The organism is Kosakonia sp. H7A (assembly GCF_003028445.1).
GTDB classification, from domain to species: Bacteria; Pseudomonadota; Gammaproteobacteria; order Enterobacterales; family Enterobacteriaceae; genus Kosakonia; species Kosakonia radicincitans.
In genome coordinates this window covers 137,657-156,594 of sequence record NZ_PYTZ01000007.1, presented here as the reverse complement: position 1 = coordinate 156,594, position 18,938 = coordinate 137,657, and the positions used below count along the sequence as shown (strand labels likewise).

19 protein-coding genes are annotated in these 18,938 nt (G+C 55.1%); all 19 read left to right on the top strand.

The features are described from left to right. Window positions 1–11: 11 nt before the first annotated feature. The 19 genes from mutL (at window position 12) to CWM66_RS20810 (ending at window position 18,938) form a co-directional block, all read left to right on the top strand. Window positions 12–1,871 carry a DNA mismatch repair endonuclease MutL gene (gene mutL, locus CWM66_RS20900; protein ID WP_107147188.1) on the top strand — a complete coding sequence of 620 codons (1,860 nt, stop codon included), beginning with the start codon at window positions 12–14 and terminating at the stop codon, window positions 1,869–1,871. Beyond that, complete coding sequence (miaA, locus tag CWM66_RS20895; RefSeq protein ID WP_007372738.1) at window positions 1,864–2,811, top strand: tRNA (adenosine(37)-N6)-dimethylallyltransferase MiaA; 948 nt, start codon at window positions 1,864–1,866, stop codon at window positions 2,809–2,811. Before mutL ends, miaA begins: the two co-directional genes overlap by 8 nt. 96 nt (window positions 2,812–2,907) lie before the next feature. Further along, the gene (hfq, locus tag CWM66_RS20890) at window positions 2,908–3,213 is read left to right on the top strand and encodes an RNA chaperone Hfq (protein WP_007372739.1); all 306 of its coding nucleotides are present in this window, start codon (window positions 2,908–2,910) and stop codon (window positions 3,211–3,213) included. Between the two features lie 75 nt (window positions 3,214–3,288). Beyond that, entirely contained in the window at window positions 3,289–4,569 is a 1,281-nt protein-coding gene (gene hflX, locus CWM66_RS20885) for a ribosome rescue GTPase HflX (RefSeq protein ID WP_007372740.1), read from the top strand. Window positions 4,570–4,653: 84 nt separating this feature from the next. Continuing rightward, window positions 4,654–5,910, top strand: a complete 1,257-nt coding sequence (gene hflK / locus CWM66_RS20880; protein ID WP_007372741.1) for an FtsH protease activity modulator HflK — start codon at window positions 4,654–4,656, stop codon at window positions 5,908–5,910. A 2-nt stretch (window positions 5,911–5,912) separates the two neighbouring features. After that, window positions 5,913–6,917 (top strand): protease modulator HflC, encoded by a 1,005-nt coding sequence (gene hflC, locus CWM66_RS20875; protein ID WP_007372742.1) that lies wholly within the window; start codon window positions 5,913–5,915, stop codon window positions 6,915–6,917. Window positions 6,918–6,991: 74 nt separating this feature from the next. Next, the gene (locus CWM66_RS20870) at window positions 6,992–7,189 is read left to right on the top strand and encodes a DUF2065 domain-containing protein (RefSeq protein ID WP_081120868.1); all 198 of its coding nucleotides are present in this window, start codon (window positions 6,992–6,994) and stop codon (window positions 7,187–7,189) included. 102 nt (window positions 7,190–7,291) lie between these two features. Next, a complete protein-coding gene (purA, locus tag CWM66_RS20865) occupies window positions 7,292–8,590 on the top strand; it encodes an adenylosuccinate synthase (protein ID WP_007372744.1) in 1,299 nt (432 codons plus the stop codon). Between the two features lie 151 nt (window positions 8,591–8,741). Then, complete coding sequence (nsrR, locus tag CWM66_RS20860; protein ID WP_007372745.1) at window positions 8,742–9,167, top strand: nitric oxide-sensing transcriptional repressor NsrR; 426 nt, start codon at window positions 8,742–8,744, stop codon at window positions 9,165–9,167. A gap of 38 nt (window positions 9,168–9,205) precedes the next feature. Beyond that, entirely contained in the window at window positions 9,206–11,650 is a 2,445-nt protein-coding gene (rnr, locus tag CWM66_RS20855; protein ID WP_107147187.1) for a ribonuclease R, read from the top strand. Between the two features lie 185 nt (window positions 11,651–11,835). After that, window positions 11,836–12,852: a D-cysteine desulfhydrase gene (locus CWM66_RS20850; protein WP_007372747.1), complete on the top strand. Its 1,017-nt coding sequence runs from the start codon at window positions 11,836–11,838 to the stop codon at window positions 12,850–12,852. After that, window positions 12,845–13,597, top strand: coding sequence for an aspartate/glutamate racemase family protein (locus tag CWM66_RS20845; RefSeq protein ID WP_079518344.1), 753 nt, complete (start codon window positions 12,845–12,847; stop codon window positions 13,595–13,597). The genes CWM66_RS20850 and CWM66_RS20845 overlap by 8 nt, the downstream gene beginning before the upstream one ends. Window positions 13,598–13,653: 56 nt before the next feature. Next, entirely contained in the window at window positions 13,654–14,658 is a 1,005-nt protein-coding gene (locus CWM66_RS20840; protein ID WP_007372749.1) for a glycine betaine ABC transporter substrate-binding protein, read from the top strand. Then, window positions 14,655–15,425, top strand: a complete 771-nt coding sequence (locus CWM66_RS20835) for an ABC transporter permease (protein WP_107147186.1) — start codon at window positions 14,655–14,657, stop codon at window positions 15,423–15,425. Before CWM66_RS20840 ends, CWM66_RS20835 begins: the two co-directional genes overlap by 4 nt. Next, entirely contained in the window at window positions 15,425–16,204 is a 780-nt protein-coding gene (locus tag CWM66_RS20830) for an ABC transporter ATP-binding protein (RefSeq protein ID WP_007372751.1), read from the top strand. The genes CWM66_RS20835 and CWM66_RS20830 overlap by 1 nt, the downstream gene beginning before the upstream one ends. A 99-nt stretch (window positions 16,205–16,303) precedes the next feature. Then, window positions 16,304–17,038 (top strand): 23S rRNA (guanosine(2251)-2'-O)-methyltransferase RlmB, encoded by a 735-nt coding sequence (gene rlmB / locus CWM66_RS20825; protein ID WP_035886963.1) that lies wholly within the window; start codon window positions 16,304–16,306, stop codon window positions 17,036–17,038. 120 nt (window positions 17,039–17,158) lie between these two features. Then, the gene (locus CWM66_RS20820; protein ID WP_007372753.1) at window positions 17,159–17,560 is read left to right on the top strand and encodes a YjfI family protein; all 402 of its coding nucleotides are present in this window, start codon (window positions 17,159–17,161) and stop codon (window positions 17,558–17,560) included. Window positions 17,561–17,580: 20 nt separating this feature from the next. Further along, window positions 17,581–18,279 carry a PspA/IM30 family protein gene (locus tag CWM66_RS20815; RefSeq protein WP_079517055.1) on the top strand — a complete coding sequence of 233 codons (699 nt, stop codon included), beginning with the start codon at window positions 17,581–17,583 and terminating at the stop codon, window positions 18,277–18,279. Continuing rightward, window positions 18,279–18,938 carry a DUF2491 family protein gene (locus CWM66_RS20810; RefSeq protein ID WP_035886965.1) on the top strand — a complete coding sequence of 220 codons (660 nt, stop codon included), beginning with the start codon at window positions 18,279–18,281 and terminating at the stop codon, window positions 18,936–18,938. The genes CWM66_RS20815 and CWM66_RS20810 overlap by 1 nt, the downstream gene beginning before the upstream one ends.

The following is an 18,938-nucleotide window of genomic DNA, read 5'->3' as shown; positions in this document are numbered from 1 at the left end:
GGATATTTTTCATGCCGATACAGGTTCTACCGCCGCAGCTTGCGAACCAGATCGCCGCTGGCGAAGTGGTTGAACGCCCTGCGTCGGTGGTGAAAGAGCTGGTGGAAAACAGTCTTGATGCCGGAGCAACGCGTATCGATATCGACATCGAACGCGGTGGTGCGAAGCTTATTCGCATCCGCGATAATGGCAGCGGTATCAAGAAAGACGAGCTGGCGCTTGCGCTGGCTCGCCATGCCACCAGTAAAATCGCCTCGCTTGACGATCTGGAAGCGATTATCAGCCTCGGTTTTCGCGGCGAAGCGCTGGCCAGTATCAGTTCAGTCTCCCGTTTAACGCTCACCTCCCGTACTGCCGATCAGCAAGAAGCGTGGCAAGCCTACGCGGAAGGCCGCGATATGGACGTAACGGTAAAACCCGCTGCTCACCCTGTTGGCACCACGCTGGAAGTGCTGGATCTGTTCTACAACACGCCGGCGCGGCGTAAGTTTATGCGTACGGAAAAAACCGAGTTTGGTCATATCGATGAAGTGATCCGTCGCATTGCTCTTGCGCGTTTTGACGTCACTATCAATCTGAATCACAACGGGAAAATGGTACGCCAGTACCGCGCCGTTGCCGAAGGCGCACCAAAAGAGCGTCGGCTTGGCGCGATATGCGGCTCGGCGTTTCTGGAACAGGCGCTGGAGATTGCGTGGCAGCACGGCGATTTATCTCTGCATGGCTGGGTGGCCGATCCTAAAAGCACCAGCAACGCGTTTGCTGAAATTCAGTATTGCTACGTGAATGGTCGCATGATGCGTGACCGGTTAATTAACCACGCTATTCGGCAGGCATGTGAAGATAAGCTGGGTGCCGATCAGCAGCCCGCTTTTGTGCTTTATCTGAAAATTGACCCGCGTCAGGTGGATGTGAATGTGCATCCGGCAAAACATGAAGTACGCTTCCATCAATCGCGGCTGGTGCATGATTTTATCTATCAGGGCGTATTGAGCGTGCTGCAACAGCAACTCGAAACGCCACTTCAACTGGAAGATGAGCCTGCGCCGCACGCATTGCCGGAGAACCGTGTCGCGGCCGGTCGCAACCAGTTTGCTGCGCCGCCCATTGCCCGGGAACCCGAAGCGCCGCGTTATTCATCACCTGCTTCCGGCGCATCACGCGGGGGCAACAGTGCTACAGGTCAACCGTGGCCGAATGCGCAGCCGGGGTATCAGAAACAGCAGGGAGCGCTCTATCGCCAGTTGCTGGAAACGCCTGCGGCTGAACGTAAAACCGAAAGCGTCACTTCTGTTGCTCCTGCACTGGAAGGGCATTGCCAGAGTTTTGGCCGCGTGCTGACGCTGATCGCGCCGCATTTTGCCTTGCTTGAGCGTGATGGCAACCTTGCACTGTTGGCGTTGCCGGTGGCTGAACGTTGGCTGCGACTGGCGCAGCTCTCCCCGGATAATGCACCGGTATGCGGCCAGCCGCTGCTGATTCCGGTACGTTTAAAAATCTCCACTGAGGAGAGTGCGGCGCTGAAGCGTGCGCAGCCAGTGCTGGCAGGAATGGGTATTGAATTGTTGCTGGATGGCCAGCATGTGACCATTCGTGCAGTGCCTTTACCCTTGCGCCAACAAAATTTACAAATCTTGATTTCTGCTCTGATAGGCTACCTGGCGCAGCAGACAAGCATTGATGCGGTGAATATAGCCCAGTGGCTGGCTCGTCATCTGGCGAGCGATCATCCGCAATGGAGTGTGGCGCAGGCGATTACCCTGCTGGCCGACGTCGAACGGCTTTGTCCGCATCTGGTGAAAACACCACCAGATGGTTTATTACAACCTGTAGAGCTACAAACGGCGATGAACGCCCTGAAACATGAGTGAAGTTAAGGCAAGCCTGCCGAAGGCAATTTTTTTGATGGGGCCGACGGCCTCCGGCAAGACTGCGTTAGCCATTGAGTTACGTAAAGTTTTGCCAGTAGAGTTGATAAGCGTTGATTCTGCCCTTATCTATCAGGGCATGGATATCGGCACCGCCAAGCCAAGCGCAGAAGAGTTACGTGCCGCACCGCACCGGTTGCTGGACATTCTCGATCCTGCGCAGGCTTATTCCGCTGCCGATTTTCGCCGCGATGCACTGGCGGCGATGCAGGAGATCACCGAAGCAGGGCGTATTCCTCTGCTGGTGGGCGGTACAATGCTCTACTTTAAAGCGCTGCTGGAAGGGTTATCGCCCCTGCCATCAGCAGATGCAAAAGTCAGAGCGGAAATAGAAAAACAGGCGGCAGAGCGTGGATGGGAAGCGTTGCATCAGCAGTTACGGGAGATTGACCCCGTTGCCGCAGCGCGGATTCATCCAAATGATCCGCAAAGGCTTTCCCGGGCACTGGAAGTTTTTTTCATTTCGGGTAAAACTTTAACGGATCTGACGCAAACGTCAGGAGACGCTCTGCCTTACCAGGTGCATCAGTTCGCCATCGCCCCGGCGAGCCGTGAACTGCTCCATCAACGGATCGAGCAGCGCTTTCATCAGATGTTAGCTTCAGGTTTTGAAGCAGAAGTGCGGGCGCTTTTTGCTCGCGGAGATTTGCATACGGATATGCCTTCCATTCGTTGTGTGGGATACCGCCAGATGTGGTCGTATCTTGAAGGTGAAATCACATACGATGAAATGGTTTATCGAGGTATTTGCGCCACGAGGCAGTTAGCCAAGCGGCAGATAACCTGGTTGCGGGGCTGGGATGGCGTTCACTGGTTAGAGAGTGAAAAGCCGGAAAAGTCTTACCGTGACGTGTTACAGGTTGTTAGTGCTATCGCAGGGTGAATGTGTACAATTAAGTCGTATCGTGCGCGAATTTTTACGCAGTTTTCAGAACCTTCGGGTTCTAAGTACAAAACAAGCATATAAGGAAAAGATAGAATGGCTAAGGGGCAATCTTTACAAGATCCGTTCCTGAACGCACTGCGTCGGGAACGTGTTCCAGTTTCAATTTATTTGGTGAATGGTATTAAGCTGCAAGGGCAAATTGAGTCTTTCGATCAGTTCGTGATTCTGTTGAAGAACACGGTCAGCCAGATGGTCTATAAGCACGCGATTTCTACTGTTGTTCCATCTCGTCCGGTTTCTCATCACAGCAACAATGCGGGCGGCGGTACCAGCAGTAACTACCATCACGGTAGCAACGCGCAGGGCTCTGCACAGCAAGACGGCGAAGAAACCGAATAAGGTTGACGGCTGATTTTCCAGATCGGGGAGCCAGTTAAGCTGTGTTCCCCGCTGGTATTTTATGAGGGTTTACGCTTGTTTGACCGTTATGACGCCGGTGAGCAGGCGGTACTGGTACACATCTATTTTTCGCAAGACAAAGATATGGAAGACCTCCAGGAGTTTGAATCTCTGGTCTCTTCCGCCGGTGTCGAAGCAATGCAGGTGATTACCGGTAGCCGTAAAGCACCGCACCCCAAGTACTTTGTTGGTGAAGGTAAAGCAGTAGAAATTGCGGATGCCGTAAAAGCAGCGGGTGCTTCCGTCGTGCTCTTTGATCATGCGCTAACCCCTGCCCAGGAACGAAACCTGGAGAGACTGTGCGAATGTCGGGTTATCGATCGCACCGGTCTGATTTTAGATATTTTTGCCCAGCGTGCGCGCACGCACGAGGGGAAATTGCAGGTTGAGCTGGCGCAGTTGCGCCATCTGGCGACGCGTTTGGTGCGTGGCTGGACCCACCTTGAACGACAAAAAGGCGGGATTGGTTTGCGCGGTCCGGGTGAAACCCAGCTCGAAACCGACCGTCGTTTGCTGCGTAATCGAATTACTCAGATCCTCTCGCGTCTTGAAAAAGTTGAGAAGCAGCGTGAGCAGGGACGTCGCTCCCGCACGAAAGCCGATATTCCAACGGTTTCGCTGGTGGGCTATACCAACGCCGGTAAATCCACGTTGTTTAACCAGATTACCGAAGCACAAGTCTACGCGGCGGATCAGTTATTTGCGACGCTGGATCCCACGCTTCGTCGTATTGACGTAGTAGATGTCGGCGAAACCGTGCTGGCCGATACGGTCGGGTTTATTCGCCATTTGCCGCACGATCTGGTGGCGGCATTTAAAGCGACCTTGCAGGAGACGCGTCAGGCGACGCTACTGCTGCATGTTATTGACGCCGCCGATGTGCGCGTGCAAGAGAACATTGATGCAGTGAATACGGTGCTTGAAGAGATTGAAGCGCACGAGATCCCAACGCTGCTGGTGATGAACAAGATCGATATGCTGGAAGATTTTGAGCCGCGTATCGACCGGGATGAAGAGAATAAACCAATTCGCGTCTGGCTCTCTGCGCAGACGGGTATTGGCGTACCACTGTTATTCCAGGCTTTAACAGAGCGTCTTTCCGGTGAAGTCGCGCAGCACACGTTGCGTTTACCACCGCAGGCAGGACGTCTGAGAAGTCGGTTTTACCAGCTTCAGGCAATAGAAAAAGAGTGGATGGAAGACGATGGCAGCGTAGGTATGCAGGTGCGTATGCCGATTGTCGACTGGCGTCGACTCTGTAAACAAGAACCGGCACTCGAAGAATACGTCGTTTGACCGGCAGCCTGAAGATTTTTCCCCTTTGGGGGTGCCCGCGAGGCCGGGCATACACCGCACGATATATACATATGGAGCACATACATGGCGTGGAATCAGCCCGGTAACAACGGACAGGACCGCGACCCGTGGGGAAGCAGCAAACCAGGCGGCAACTCTGAGGGAAATGGAAACAAAGGCGGTCGCGATCAGGGGCCACCTGATCTGGATGATATTTTCCGCAAACTGAGTAAAAAGCTCGGTGGTCTGGGCGGTGGTAAAAGTACCGGCGGCGCGCCTGGTTCCTCTGGCCCTCGCGGTCAGGTGGGCGGACGCATTGTCGGCATCGTTGCCGCAGCAGCTGTGATTATCTGGGCTGCGACCGGGTTCTATACCATTAAAGAAGCAGAACGCGGTGTCGTTACGCGCTTCGGCAAGTTCAGCCATTTGGTTGAGCCGGGTCTGAACTGGAAGCCGACCTTTATCGATAGCGTAACGGCGGTAAACGTCGAGTCGGTTCGTGAACTGGCGGCTTCCGGCGTGATGCTCACTTCTGATGAAAACGTCGTGCGCGTTGAGATGAACGTGCAGTACCGCGTGACCGATCCTGAGCGTTACCTGTTTAGCGTTACCAGCGCCGACGACAGCCTGCGCCAGGCAACCGACAGCGCCCTGCGTGGTGTGATCGGTAAATATTCCATGGATCGTATTCTGACCGAAGGGCGTACCGTTATTCGTAGCGATACCCAGCGTGAGCTGGAAGAGACCATTCGTCCGTACAACATGGGGATTACCCTGCTCGACGTCAACTTCCAGGCTGCGCGTCCGCCGGAAGAGGTGAAGGCTGCGTTTGACGATGCGATTGCAGCACGTGAAAACGAGCAGCAGTACATCCGTGAAGCGGAAGCCTACAGCAACGAAGTACAGCCACGTGCAAACGGCCAGGCACAGCGTATTCTCGAAGAGGCGCGCGCTTATAAGACGCAGACCGTCCTGGAAGCGCAGGGTGAAGTGGCGCGTTTTGCGAAGATCCTGCCGGAATATAAAGCCGCGCCTGAAATTACCCGCGAACGTCTGTATATCGAAACCATGGAAAAAGTGCTGAGCCATACGCGCAAAGTGCTGGTTAACGATAAAGGTGGCAACCTGATGGTGCTGCCGCTGGATCAGATGCTGAAAGGCGGCGCGAGCGCACCTGCGGCAAAGAGTGACAGCAGTGGCGCAAACAACCTGCTGCGCCTGCCGCCTGCGTCCAACTCTGGTAGCAGTGCGAATAGCGCCCCGGCACCATCTGCCGGAGACATCATGGACCAACGCCGCGTAAACGCGCAGCGTAACGACTACCAGCGTCAGGGGGAATAACGATGCGTAAGTCAGTTATCGCGATCATCATCATCGTGCTGGTAGTGCTCTACACCTCTATTTTTGTGGTGAAAGAAGGCGAGCGCGGAATTTCGCTGCGCTTTGGTAAAGTATTGCGCGACGACGAAAATAAACCGCTGGTTTATGAGCCGGGCTTGCACTTTAAGCTGCCGTTTATCGAATCCGTTAAACTGCTGGATGCGCGCATTCAGACCATGGATAACCAGGCCGATCGCTTTGTTACTAAAGAGAAGAAAGACCTGATTGTCGACTCTTATATCAAGTGGCGCATCAGCGATTTCAGCCGTTATTACCTGGCGACCGGCGGCGGTGACGTCTCCCAGGCCGAGGTACTGCTGAAACGTAAGTTCTCTGACCGTCTGCGTTCTGAAATTGGTCGTCTGGATGTGAAAGACATCGTTACCGATTCTCGTGGCCGTCTGACGCTGGAAGTGCGTGATGCGCTGAACTCCGGTTCTGCGGGGACGGAAGACGAAGTGGCGACGCCGGCAGCAGATGACGCCATTGCGAAAGCCGCAGAGCGTGTACAGGCTGAAACCAACGGTAAAGTACCGGTTATCAACCCGAACAGTATGGCGGCGTTGGGTATCGAAGTGATCGACGTGCGTATCAAGCAGATCAACCTGCCGGCAGAAGTGTCGGATGCGATCTACAACCGCATGCGCGCCGAGCGTGAAGCGGTAGCTCGTCGTCACCGTTCGCAGGGCCAGGAAGAAGCGGAAAAACTGCGTGCCGCCGCGGATTACGAAGTGACGAAAACACTGGCGGAATCTGAGCGTCAGGGGCGTATCCTTCGTGGTGAAGGCGATGCTGAAGCTGCAAAACTGTTTGCCGATGCCTTTAGTCAGGACCCGGATTTCTATGCCTTTATCCGCAGCCTGCGCGCATACGAAAATAGCTTTGATAGCAACCAGGACGTGATGGTGCTCAGCCCGGACAGCGATTTCTTCCGTTATATGAAAACGCCGACTTCCGCGACACGCTAAGTTTGCGCCAGCGGTTTTCATGATAAAAACCACCGCCAAAGTTCGGCGGTGGTTTTGTTTTTTAAGGATTAGACATGAATTCGACAATCTGGCTCGCCCTGGCGCTGGTTTTGGTCTTTGAAGGCATGGGCCCGATGCTTTATCCGCGTGCCTGGCGGCGTATGATTGCCTCGCTGAGCCTGCTTCCGGACCATCTTCTGCGTCGTTTTGGCGGTGGGCTTGTGGTTGCGGGTGTAGTGATCTACTACATGTTGAGGAAAACGATTGGCTGAGTGAAAAGTGGGCGTCTTTGGTCAATTTTGCGCGGAAAAAGTGCTGAATCTGAAAAAAAGCGGTGGTAGAATCCATTTTTAAGCAAACGGTGATTTTGAAAAATGGGTAACAACGTCGTCGTACTGGGCACCCAATGGGGTGACGAAGGTAAAGGGAAGATTGTTGATCTTCTGACTGAACGGGCTAAATATGTTGTGCGCTACCAGGGCGGTCACAACGCAGGCCATACTCTCGTAATCAACGGTGAAAAAACCGTCCTCCATCTTATTCCATCAGGCATTCTTCGCGAAAACGTCACCAGCATTATCGGTAACGGCGTTGTGCTGTCTCCGGCGGCGCTGATGAAAGAGATGAAAGAACTGGAAGACCGTGGTATCCCGGTTCGCGAACGTCTGCTGCTTTCCGAAGCATGCCCGTTAATCCTTGATTATCACGTTGCGCTCGACGTTGCGCGTGAAAAAGCGCGCGGCGCGAAAGCTATCGGCACCACCGGCCGTGGCATCGGCCCGGCTTACGAAGATAAAGTAGCTCGTCGCGGTCTGCGTGTGGGCGATCTGTTCGATAAAGCGACTTTCGCCGACAAACTGAAAGAAGTGATGGAATATCACAACTTCCAGCTGGTGAACTTCTACAAAGTGGAAGCCGTTGACTACCAGAAAGTGCTGGATGATGTGATGGCGATTGCCGACATCCTGACTGCGATGGTTGTGGACGTTTCCGACCTGCTGGATCAGGCGCGTCAACGTGGCGATTTCGTCATGTTTGAAGGCGCGCAGGGTACGTTGCTGGATATCGATCACGGCACCTACCCGTACGTAACCTCTTCCAACACTACGGCGGGCGGCGTCGCTACCGGTTCTGGTCTTGGCCCGCGTTACGTTGATTACGTGCTGGGTATTATCAAAGCATACTCCACGCGTGTGGGCGCCGGTCCGTTCCCGACCGAGCTGTTTGACGATATTGGCGAGTTTCTGTGCAAACAGGGTAACGAATACGGTGCTACTACCGGCCGTCGCCGCCGTACCGGCTGGCTGGACGCGGTTGCGGTGCGTCGCGCTGTGCAGATCAACTCCCTTTCTGGCTTCTGCCTGACCAAGCTGGACGTGCTGGATGGCCTGAAAGAGGTGAAAATCTGCGTTGCTTACCGTATGCCGGATGGCCGCGAAGTGACGACCACGCCGCTGGCTGCTGACAACTGGGAAGGTATCGAACCTATTTACGAAACCATGCCTGGCTGGTCTGAGTCTACTTTTGGTGTGAAAGATCGCAGCGGTCTGCCACAGGCGGCGCTGAATTACATCAAACGTATTGAAGAACTTACTGGTGTGCCGATTGATATTATCTCAACTGGCCCGGATCGTACTGAAACCATGATCCTGCGCGATCCGTTCGACGCGTAATGTTGTTCCGGGGCGCGTTGTGCGCGTCCCGTCTCCTCGCTTTTTTTACCCTTCTGTTCAAATAAATTAGCGGCATGACTAGTGGCTGGTTTATCATCAATAGTGTCAATACCTGCGGGTATCTCATCTTTTCCCATTTACTGAGGTTGATGTGCAGTTAACGAGTTTTACCGATTACGGTTTACGCGCCCTGATCTATATGGCATCGCTGCCTGATGGAAAAATGACCAGTATTACTGAAGTCACAGAAACATATGGCGTATCCCGTAATCATATGGTCAAAATAATCAACCAGTTAAGTCGTGAAGGCTATGTCGCGGCCGTGAGAGGGAAAAACGGTGGGATTCGGCTGGGGAAACCCGCGCAGGATATCCGCATTGGTGATGTCGTCCGTTCGCTGGAGCCGCTTGCGCTGGTCAATTGCAGCAGCGAATTTTGCCATATCACCAGTGCCTGTCGCCTGAAAAAGGCGCTTGCCAAAGCCGTGCAAAGTTTTCTCAAGGAGCTGGATAACTACACGTTGGCCGATTTGGTTGAAGAGAATCAACCGCTTTACAAATTATTGCTGGTGGAATGACGCAAATTTCTGCCAGAGCTGACTACGGAGGACCCGCAATGTCACAAGATCCTTTCCTCGAACGAGAATCTGAAAAATATACCAACCCCATTCCCAGCCGCGAATTTATCCTCGATCACTTAGCCAAACGCGAAAAACCTGCCAGCCGTGATGAACTGGCGGTTGAACTGAAAATCGAAGGCGAAGAACAAAATGAAGCGCTGCGCCGTCGTTTGCGCGCCATGGAGCGTGACGGTCAACTGGTGTTCACCCGCCGTCAGTGCTACGCCTTACCGGAAAGGCTGGACCTGCTGAAAGGTGTGGTGATCGGCCACCGTGACGGCTATGGCTTCCTGCGCGTCGAAGGGCGTAAAGACGATCTTTACCTCTCCAGCGAGCAGATGAAAACCTGCATCCACGGCGACCAGGTGCTGGCGCAGCCGCTGGGTGCCGATCGCAAAGGCCGCCGCGAAGCGCGTATCGTACGTATTCTGGTGCCCAAAACCGGGCAAATTGTTGGCCGTTACTTCACCGATGCTGGCGTCGGTTTTGTTGTCCCGGACGACAGCCGTATGAGCTTTGACATCCTGATCCCACCGGAAGAAACCATGAGCGCGCGCATGGGCTTTGTGGTGGTGGTGGAGTTAACCCAGCGTCCGACACGCCGCACCAAAGCGCTCGGTAAGATTGTTGAAGTGCTCGGCGACAACATGGGTACCGGCATGGCCGTCGATATGGCGCTGCGCACCCATGAAATTCCCTACCAGTGGCCGCCTGAAGTTGAAAAACAGATTGCCGGGTTGAAAGAGCAAGTTCCGGAAGAGGCAAAAGCGGGACGTGTGGATCTGCGCGATCTGCCGCTGGTTACCATCGATGGCGAAGACGCTCGCGACTTCGACGACGCCGTCTATTGCGAGAAAAAACGCGGCGGCGGCTGGCGTTTGTGGGTGTCGATTGCCGATGTGAGCTATTACGTGCGCCACGGAACGCCGCTCGACAACGAAGCGCGCAACCGTGGCACTTCGGTGTATTTCCCGTCGCAGGTCGTGCCTATGCTGCCGGAAGTGCTCTCAAACGGTCTCTGTTCGCTCAACCCGCAGGTGGATCGCCTGTGTATGGTCTGCGAAATGACCGTCTCGACGAAAGGCCGTTTAACCGGCTTTAAATTCTACGAAGCGGTGATGAGCTCCCATGCGCGTCTGACCTACACCAAAGTGTGGCATATGTTGCAGGGCGATCAGGAGCTACGCGAGCAGTATGCGCCGCTGGTGAAGCATATCGAAGAGTTGCATAACCTCTACAAAGTGCTCGACCAGGCGCGTGCTGAACGCGGCGGCATCTCGTTTGAGAGCGAAGAAGCGAAGTTTATCTTCAACGCCGAGCGCCGCATTGAACGTATCGAACAGACTCAGCGTAACGATGCGCACAAACTGATTGAAGAGTGCATGATCCTCGCCAACATCTCGGCAGCGCGTTTCGTCGAGAAAGCCGGCGAACCGGCGCTGTTCCGTATTCACGATAAACCGACCACCGATGCGATCACTGCATTCCGTTCCGTGCTTGCCGAGCTGGGGCTGGAACTGCCGGGCGGCAACAAACCGGAACCACGCGATTATGCCGAGTTGCTGGAGTCGATTGCCGATCGTCCCGATCACGAGATGCTGCAAACTATGCTGCTGCGCTCGATGAAACAGGCGATTTACGATCCGGAAAACCGTGGTCACTTCGGGCTGGCGCTGCAATCCTATGCGCACTTTACGTCGCCGATCCGCCGTTATCCGGACTTGTCATTGCACCGCGCCATTAAGTACCTGCTGGCGAAAGAGCAGGGGCTGAAGGGCAACAGCACCGAAACCGGCGGCTGGCACTACAGCATGGAAGAGGTGCTGCAACTGGGCCAGCACTGTTCGATGACCGAACGCCGCGCGGATGAAGCCACCCGTGAAGTGTCGGACTGGCTGAAGTGCGATTTCATGCAGGATCAGGTGGGCAACACCTTCCCGGGCGTTATCGCCAGCGTCACCGGCTTCGGTTTCTTTGTGCGCCTGAACGATCTGTTTATCGATGGACTGGTGCATGTCTCCTCGCTGGACAACGACTACTACCGTTTTGACCAGATTGGTCAGCGACTGATTGGCGAATCCGGCGGGCAAACCTATCGCCTCGGCGATCGGGTGGAAGTGAAGGTTGAAGCCGTCAATATGGATGAGCGTAAGATCGACTTCTCGCTGGTCTCCAGCGAACGCGCGCCGCGCAATGTCGGTAAAACCGAGCGTGAAAGAACGAAAAAAGGCGCTGCGGGTAAAAACGTTGGCGGTAAAAAGCCACCGCGTCGGCAGATGGGGAAAAAGGTGAATTTTGAGCCGGACAGTGCCTTCCGCGGTGATGCCGCAGGTAAAGGTAAAAGCAAAGCGAAAAAAGCCAAAAACCCCTCGGCAAAAACGCAAAAAATAGCCGCTGCCACCAAAGCTAAACGTGCGGCGAAAAAGAAAGTCGACCAGTAATATCCGCGAAGCCCTTCCACGGTGAAGGGCTTTTTTTATGGCTTAGTTATTTTCTGCACATCGATATTTATTATTTATCGTTAGCCTGCGAATACAGATCTATATAGTAAATATCCATCTCATATTTACCGAATTAAAACCGTGGCATTTCGCTTCGGTTGGTCTCTGTTTTCCAAGGAGCGATTATGCATCTGGCCCGTTTCCCCCGCCTGTCATTAGGTCATTTCCCGACACCGTTAGAACCGCTGGAGAATTTAAGCGCGCTGCTGGGCGGTCCCAAAATATGGATCAAACGCGATGACGCTACCGGCCTGGCGACGGGCGGCAATAAAACCCGCAAGCTGGAATTTTTGCTGGCGGATGCACTGGCGAAAAACGCCGACGTGATTATTACCCAGGGCGCAACGCAGTCGAACCACGTCCGGCAGACCATTGCCGGTGCAGCAAAACTCGGGCTGGCAAGCAAAGTGCTGCTGGAAAAACGCGTTACCGATTTTGGTGAAGATTATCAGCGCTCTGGCAACATCCTGCTGGATGAGTTGCTGGGCGGTGAAATTGTCGCCCATCTGCCGGGCGGCACGGATATGCAAAAAGCCATGGAAGAGTATGCCGAACAGCTGCGCGAACAGGGGCATCGCCCGTATGTCATTCCCGGCGGCGGCTCCAACGCCATCGGCGCGCTGGGTTACGTTGCTTGCGCTGAAGAACTGTTATTCCAGTCCTCACAGTTACGGCTACGCATCGATCATGTCGTCCACGCTACCGGCAGCACCGGGACGCAAGCCGGGCTGGTGGCTGGTTTCACCGCCACTAACAGCCACGTGCCGGTGCTGGGCATCAGCGTCCGCGCACCGAAAGCGAAGCAGGAAGAGAATGTCTGGAATCTGGCGTTACGTACGCGCGAACTGCTGGGCGTGGCGGGCGATCTGCCGCGTGAAGCGGTGGCCGCTAATAGCGATTACGTCGGTGATGGTTACGGTTTGCCGACAGAAGGCATGCTGGAAGCGCTGACGCTGTTTGCCCGCCATGAAGGCATTTTGCTCGACCCGGTTTATTCCGGTAAAGGTGCCGCCGGGCTTATCGATCTGATTCGCAAAGGCTACTTCACGCATGACGAGAATGTCGTGTTTATTCACACCGGCGGCTCGGCCGGGTTATTCGGTTACCGCCAGGTGCTGGAGGCGAATGCCCGCCATGGCTAAACCCTTCTTACTGGGCGTGCTGGGCGGCATGGGGCCGCTCGCCACGCTCGATTTTCAGCACAAGCTGTTACAGGCGACGCCTGCCGATAGCGACCAGCAGCAACTGCCGTCGGTGGTGTGGAACGTGCCGCAAATCGCCGATCGGCAAAAAGCGCTGGCCGGGCTGGGGCCATCGCCGCTGCCGCAACTGCTTCAGGGAATTGAAAAGCTTAATCAGGCGGGCGCCAGCCATATCGCTATTCCCTGCAACACCGCGCATCACTGGTATGACGAACTCAGTCGCGCCAGCAACGCGCCGCTGTTGCACATTGTGGATGCCACAATGGCGTCGCTGGCGAATTTAGCGCACAAGCCTCAGCGGGTTGGGGTGATTGCCACGCAAGGAACGCTGGATGCGGGTTGGTATCAACAGCGCCTGACGCAGCAGGGAATTGAGGTACTGCTGCCGAATGACGATGAACTGCAACAGTGGTTTGTGCCGGGCTGTTATGCCGTGAAGCGCGGCGCACTGCACGAGGGCGGTGAATTGCTGGCAAAGCAGGCAAATGCATTACTGGAGCGCGGTGCGCAACAGCTGATTCTGGCTTGTACCGAAGTGCCGGTTGCGCTGGAAGCGATTGCCGCGCCGTTTCTCGCGCAGACCTGCGATCCGTCACAAGCGCTGGCGCAGCAGTGCGCGCAAATCTGGCTCGATTATCGCCATTCTTATTCCACGTATATCCAACGCAATAATTTGAATAAATAAAAGCGCCGCCTGTCGATATAGTGGTTCGGCGCTAATAACATCCAGGATTAAATAACATGAAAAAAAGTCTCTGCTTATTACTGGCAGCAGGTAGCTTATGGCTAAATACCAGCATTGCCGCTACACCAGCCGAAGTACGCGTCGCTTATAGCGGCGGTTCCCAGGTATTAATGTTGGCGAAAGCCGATGGTTCGCTGGATAAAGCTTTAAATACGAAAGTTCAGTGGGTGCAATTCGCCTCCGGCGCGGATGCGCTCAGTTATTTCGCCAGCAATGCTATCGATATTGCCAATTTCGGCTCCAGTCCGGCCACGGCCGGTATTGTGCGAAAATTACCCGTGGAAATTATTGGGGTTTCCGGCGTGATTGCCAGCTACGAACGTTTAATTGGCAAAGATGGCATTAAAACGCTGCGTGATATCGAAGGGAAACGCGTGGCCTATCCGCCAAATTCGACGGCGCAATATGCGCTGGAAGCAGCGATCAGCGTCAATAAACTCGACCGCAGCAAAATTACCTTGCTGCCGCTGCGTCCGGCGGAAATGGTGGCAGCCTGGAAACGCGGTGATATCGATGCCGGTTACGTGTGGGCGCCGTTTGCCCAGGAACTGGAATCCTCCGGCGGCCATCAGGTCTTTGCCACTAAAGATCTGCAAAAAGATGGCTACCTGATTTACAACAACTACGTGGTTCGCAAAGCCTTTGCTGAGCAGTATCCGCAAGCGGTGACGGCCTTCCTGCGCGTACACCAGCAGAAAGTCGATGAGTTCAAAAAGGATCCTGAACGCGCCGCCGCGATTGTGGCAAAAGAGGTCGGCGCACCGGTCACTACCGCTGCCAATACCCTCGGCGGGCTGGAGTATCCAACATTAAGCGAGCAGGGCACCGCTGAGTGGCTGGGTAACGGCACGCAAACCAGCGAGAGCGGCATCGGCAAAGCGCTGAGCAAAACCTCGAACTTCCTCGCCGGAATTGGCGAAATCCGCAAACGTGATATCCCGGCGAACTGGGATAGCGCCATCGACTCGCGCTACATCCGCGAGGCAGCCGCCGCAAAATGAAACTGCGTCAACATATCGCCATCAGCGTGCTGTCAGTGGCGATCTTTTTTGTGATTTGGCAAGTGGCGGCCACCCGGCAATGGGTGGACCCGCTGTTGTTACCTTCGCTAACCGACATTGGTCTGACCGCCGAAGAGCTGCTGGCGGACGGTTACCGCCAGGTGCCGCTGTGGCAGCACGTCGCCGTCAGCCTGGTGCGAGCGCTGAGCGCCTTTGCGGTGGCGATTGTCATCGGTATCCCGCTGGGTTTGTTGATGGGCTTATCCGACGGTCTTTCCGCGGTGCTCAACCCGTTTGTGCAGTTCCTGCGCCCGCTACCGAAGATTGCGCTGATCCCGCTGGCGGTGGTCTGGCTGGGGATTGGTGAAGCGTCGAAATTCTTTCTGATCTTTATCGCCACCTTTTTAAGCGTGGTCGTCGGTGCCAGCGCGGCGGTGGAACGCATTGGTCGCGCACGCATTCGCGTTGCGCAAACGCTGGGTGCATCGAAAGGACAGATCTTTTTGCGCGTGGTGCTACCGGATGCGCTGCCGGAGCTATTTACCACCGTGCGCCTTTCGATTGGCATTGGCTGGACATCGCTGATCGCCGCCGAAATGGTCGCCGCCAGTTCCGGCCTCGGCTGGATGGTGATCAACGCCAGCTCTTATTTACGTACGGACATTGTCATGCTTGGCATTCTGCTGCTGGGCGGCATTGGTTACTTACTGGATTTATTACTGTTAGGGCTGCAACGCGGTCTGGTGCCCTGGGCGGGGAAAGAGTGATGACGGCACAAATCGCGCTGGAAAATGTTTCGCTGACGTTTGCGGCAAAACCGCAACCGTTCACGGTGCTGGAGGATATCTCGCTGGCGCTGGCGCCGGGGGAATTTGTTGTGCTGCTTGGCCCCTCCGGCTGTGGTAAATCCACCATTCTCAACCTGGTTGCCGGGTTTACCCGGCCCGATAGCGGACAGGTTCTGGCGGCCGGAAAAACGGTGAGCCAGCCTGGACCATCGCGCGGCATGATCTTCCAGCAGCCGAACCTGTTTCCCTGGTTATCGGTGCTGGATAACGTGACATTTGGCCCGCGGCTTGGCAAATACCGTAAAGAAGAGATTAACGCCCAGGCGCTGGACTGGCTGGCGCGCGTGGGGCTGAAAGGTTTTGAACACCATGCGCCATGGCAGCTTTCGGGCGGCATGAAACAACGTGTCGCGCTGGCGCGCGCCTGGTTGCCCGGCCCGGATGTGCTGCTGCTTGATGAGCCGTTTGGCGCGCTGGACGCGCAAACCCGGCTGATGATGCAGGAACTGCTGCGCAGCGCCTGGCTGGAAACGCGCACCACGCTGCTGTTCGTGACGCACGACGTGGATGAAGCGCTGTTTCTCGCCGATCGCATTCTTATCATGTCAGCGCGCCCCGGCAAAATCGTCGAAGAGATTTCTCTGCCGTTTGGCCGCGATCGCGATATCGAAACCCTCGCTGGCGATCCGCACTACGGCGAGATCAAGCAGCACGTGCTGCATCGCGTACGGCTGGAGGCGAAACGGCACTTAAGTTAGCGAGGTACTTTCTGCGGCGCGTGTCGGTTATAATGAGCGCAGGTGATGAGAATCACAGCCCACATAACACGGCGAAACCGCCCCAAACGAGTACCATCAATGAGTGAAATGATTTACGGCATCCATGCGGTGCAGGCACTGCTGGAGCGCGCCCCGGAGCGTTTTCAGGAAGTCTTTATTCTGAAAGGCCGCGAAGACAAACGTCTGCTGCCGCTGATCCATGCTCTGGAAGCGCAGGGCGTGGTGATCCAGGTGGCGAATCGCCAGTATCTGGATGAGAAAAGCGAAGGGGCGGTGCATCAGGGGATCATTGCACGGGTGAAACCAGGGCGTCAGTATCAGGAGAACGATCTGCCGGATCTGATCGCCAGCCTCGATCAACCGTTCCTGCTGATCCTTGATGGCGTTACCGATCCGCATAACCTTGGCGCATGCTTGCGTAGTGCAGATGCAGCAGGCGTTCACGCGGTGATTGTGCCGAAAGACAAATCCGCCCAGTTGAATGCGACCGCGAAAAAAGTGGCGTGCGGCGCGGCGGAAAGTGTTCCACTGATCCGCGTCACCAACCTCGCGCGCACTATGCGCCAGTTGCAGGAAGAGAATATCTGGATCGTTGGCACCGCCGGTGAAGCGGACCACACTCTGTTCCAGAGCAAAATGACCGGGCCGATGGCGCTGGTAATGGGCGCGGAAGGTGAAGGTATGCGCCGCCTGACCCGCGAACACTGCGATGAGCTGATCAGCATTCCGATGGCGGGCAGCGTTTCATCGCTGAACGTCTCGGTGGCGACCGGCATCTGCCTGTTTGAAGCGGTGCGCCAGCGCACGCTTTAAATCCGCAATACCTCAAAAACCACCCTTATTTGGGTGGTTTTTTTTGCCCTGAATCCGGGTAAGATTTCACGGCAGGTTTTCTCTTAATTTTATTACGATAAAATAATCGGGATATACATCATGGCATGGACAGTAGAGTCGCTTAGCGCGGGATTATTACAATCCACGGCGCTGGATTTAAATATTCAACACGAAGCCGATGCGTTAATTATTAAGCTGGATGATTACGGTGATTTGCAATTAAACGTGCTGCTGACTTCCCGGCAAATCATTATCGAAACCTACATTTGTCCCTTAAGCGAAATTAAGCATCAGGATGCGTTTAATGCGTTTCTGCTGCGTAACCAAAAACTTTTACCGTTATCGTCTGTTGGCATCTCTGCGGTCAACGGCGAAGAGTATTATGTCGCGTTCGGCGCACTGTCACTCAACTCTTCGCTTGACGATATCCTGCTGGAAATCACCACGCTTGCGGAAAACGCGCTGGATCTTGCCGAATTAACCGATGATTTTACCCAATAACGTTGTCAGGGAGTGAGGATATGGGAATTTTAAAAAGCCTGTTTACGCTGGGTAAATCGTTTATTGCTCAGGCGGAAGAGTCGATCGAAGAAACGCAGGGCGTGCGCATGCTTGAACAGCATATCCGCGATGCCCGCGCAGAGCTGGATAAGGCGGGCAAATCCCGTGTTGATCTGCTGGCGCGCGTGAAGTTGAGCCATGACAAACTGGCCGATCTGCGTGACCGCAAAGCCAGCCTGGAAGCCCGTGCGCTGGAAGCGATGGCAAAAAATGTGGATGCCGCATTGCTCAATGAAGTGGCGATCGAGATTGCCCGTCTGGAGAACACCATTACCGCGGAAGAGCTGGTGCTGAGCAACCTTGAAACTTCGCGCGATGCCGTAGAAAAAGCGGTGACCGCCACGGCACAGCGTATCGAACAGTTTGAGCAACAGCTGGAAGTGATCAAAGCGACCGACGCGATGCAGCGCGCGCAGCAGGCCGTCACCACTTCCACCGTTGGCGCGTCAAACAATGTCGCTACGGCAGCAGAATCCCTGAAACGTCTGCAAGCGCGCCAGGCTGAGCGCCAGGCCCGACTGGATGCGGCAACACAGCTTGAGAAAGTGGCCGATGGGCGCGATCTCGACGAAAAACTGGCGCAGGCGGGGATCGGCGGTAGCGATAAAACCTCGGCGCAGGATGTGCTGGCGCGACTGCAACAGCAACAGAAAGCGTAATGTTCTCCTTGCTGAAAAACCTGTTGGGGCGGGCTGATGCGTCAGCCCCGGCGAAAGGTCCGCTTGGATTGCATCTGCATGCGGGTTTTACCATTGATACGTTGCTGTTTCGCCTGTGCGAAGAGGAACTGCTCATCACGCTGCCCGGCGAGGAGTACACCGTTGGCGCCTGCGGCAGCTTCGATCTTGGCGCAGGTTGCATGATCCATCGTTACTACACGACAGGCGATGAGTTTCTGCAAATCAGCACCTCGGGCGGTCTGGAAAGCCACAATATCGATGATATTAAGCTGTTTGTGTATGAAGAGAGCGTGGGCGTTTCCGGCGAACAGGCGTGGCGCGAAATGCTGAGTGCAAAGGCGATGGGCAAAACCACGCTCCGCTGGCGTGATTGCCAGTGGCAGCGCGTGTTTAACGCCGAAGAGCGCGGAGATATCGAGCCGATTTATACGCTGGAAACCGTATCCAATCAGGCTGGCGCACGCTGGGAAGTGCATAACTTTATGATGGCTTACCAGCGAGAAGTTACCACCGATATATTTGAATATCTGCTATTGAATGGCGAAGAGACATTCAATGCGCGCAACCAGCCGGAATGGATCTACTCGCGCGCGCTGGGAGTGGATATTCCTCTGACATCATTAAAGGTCATAGGTTAA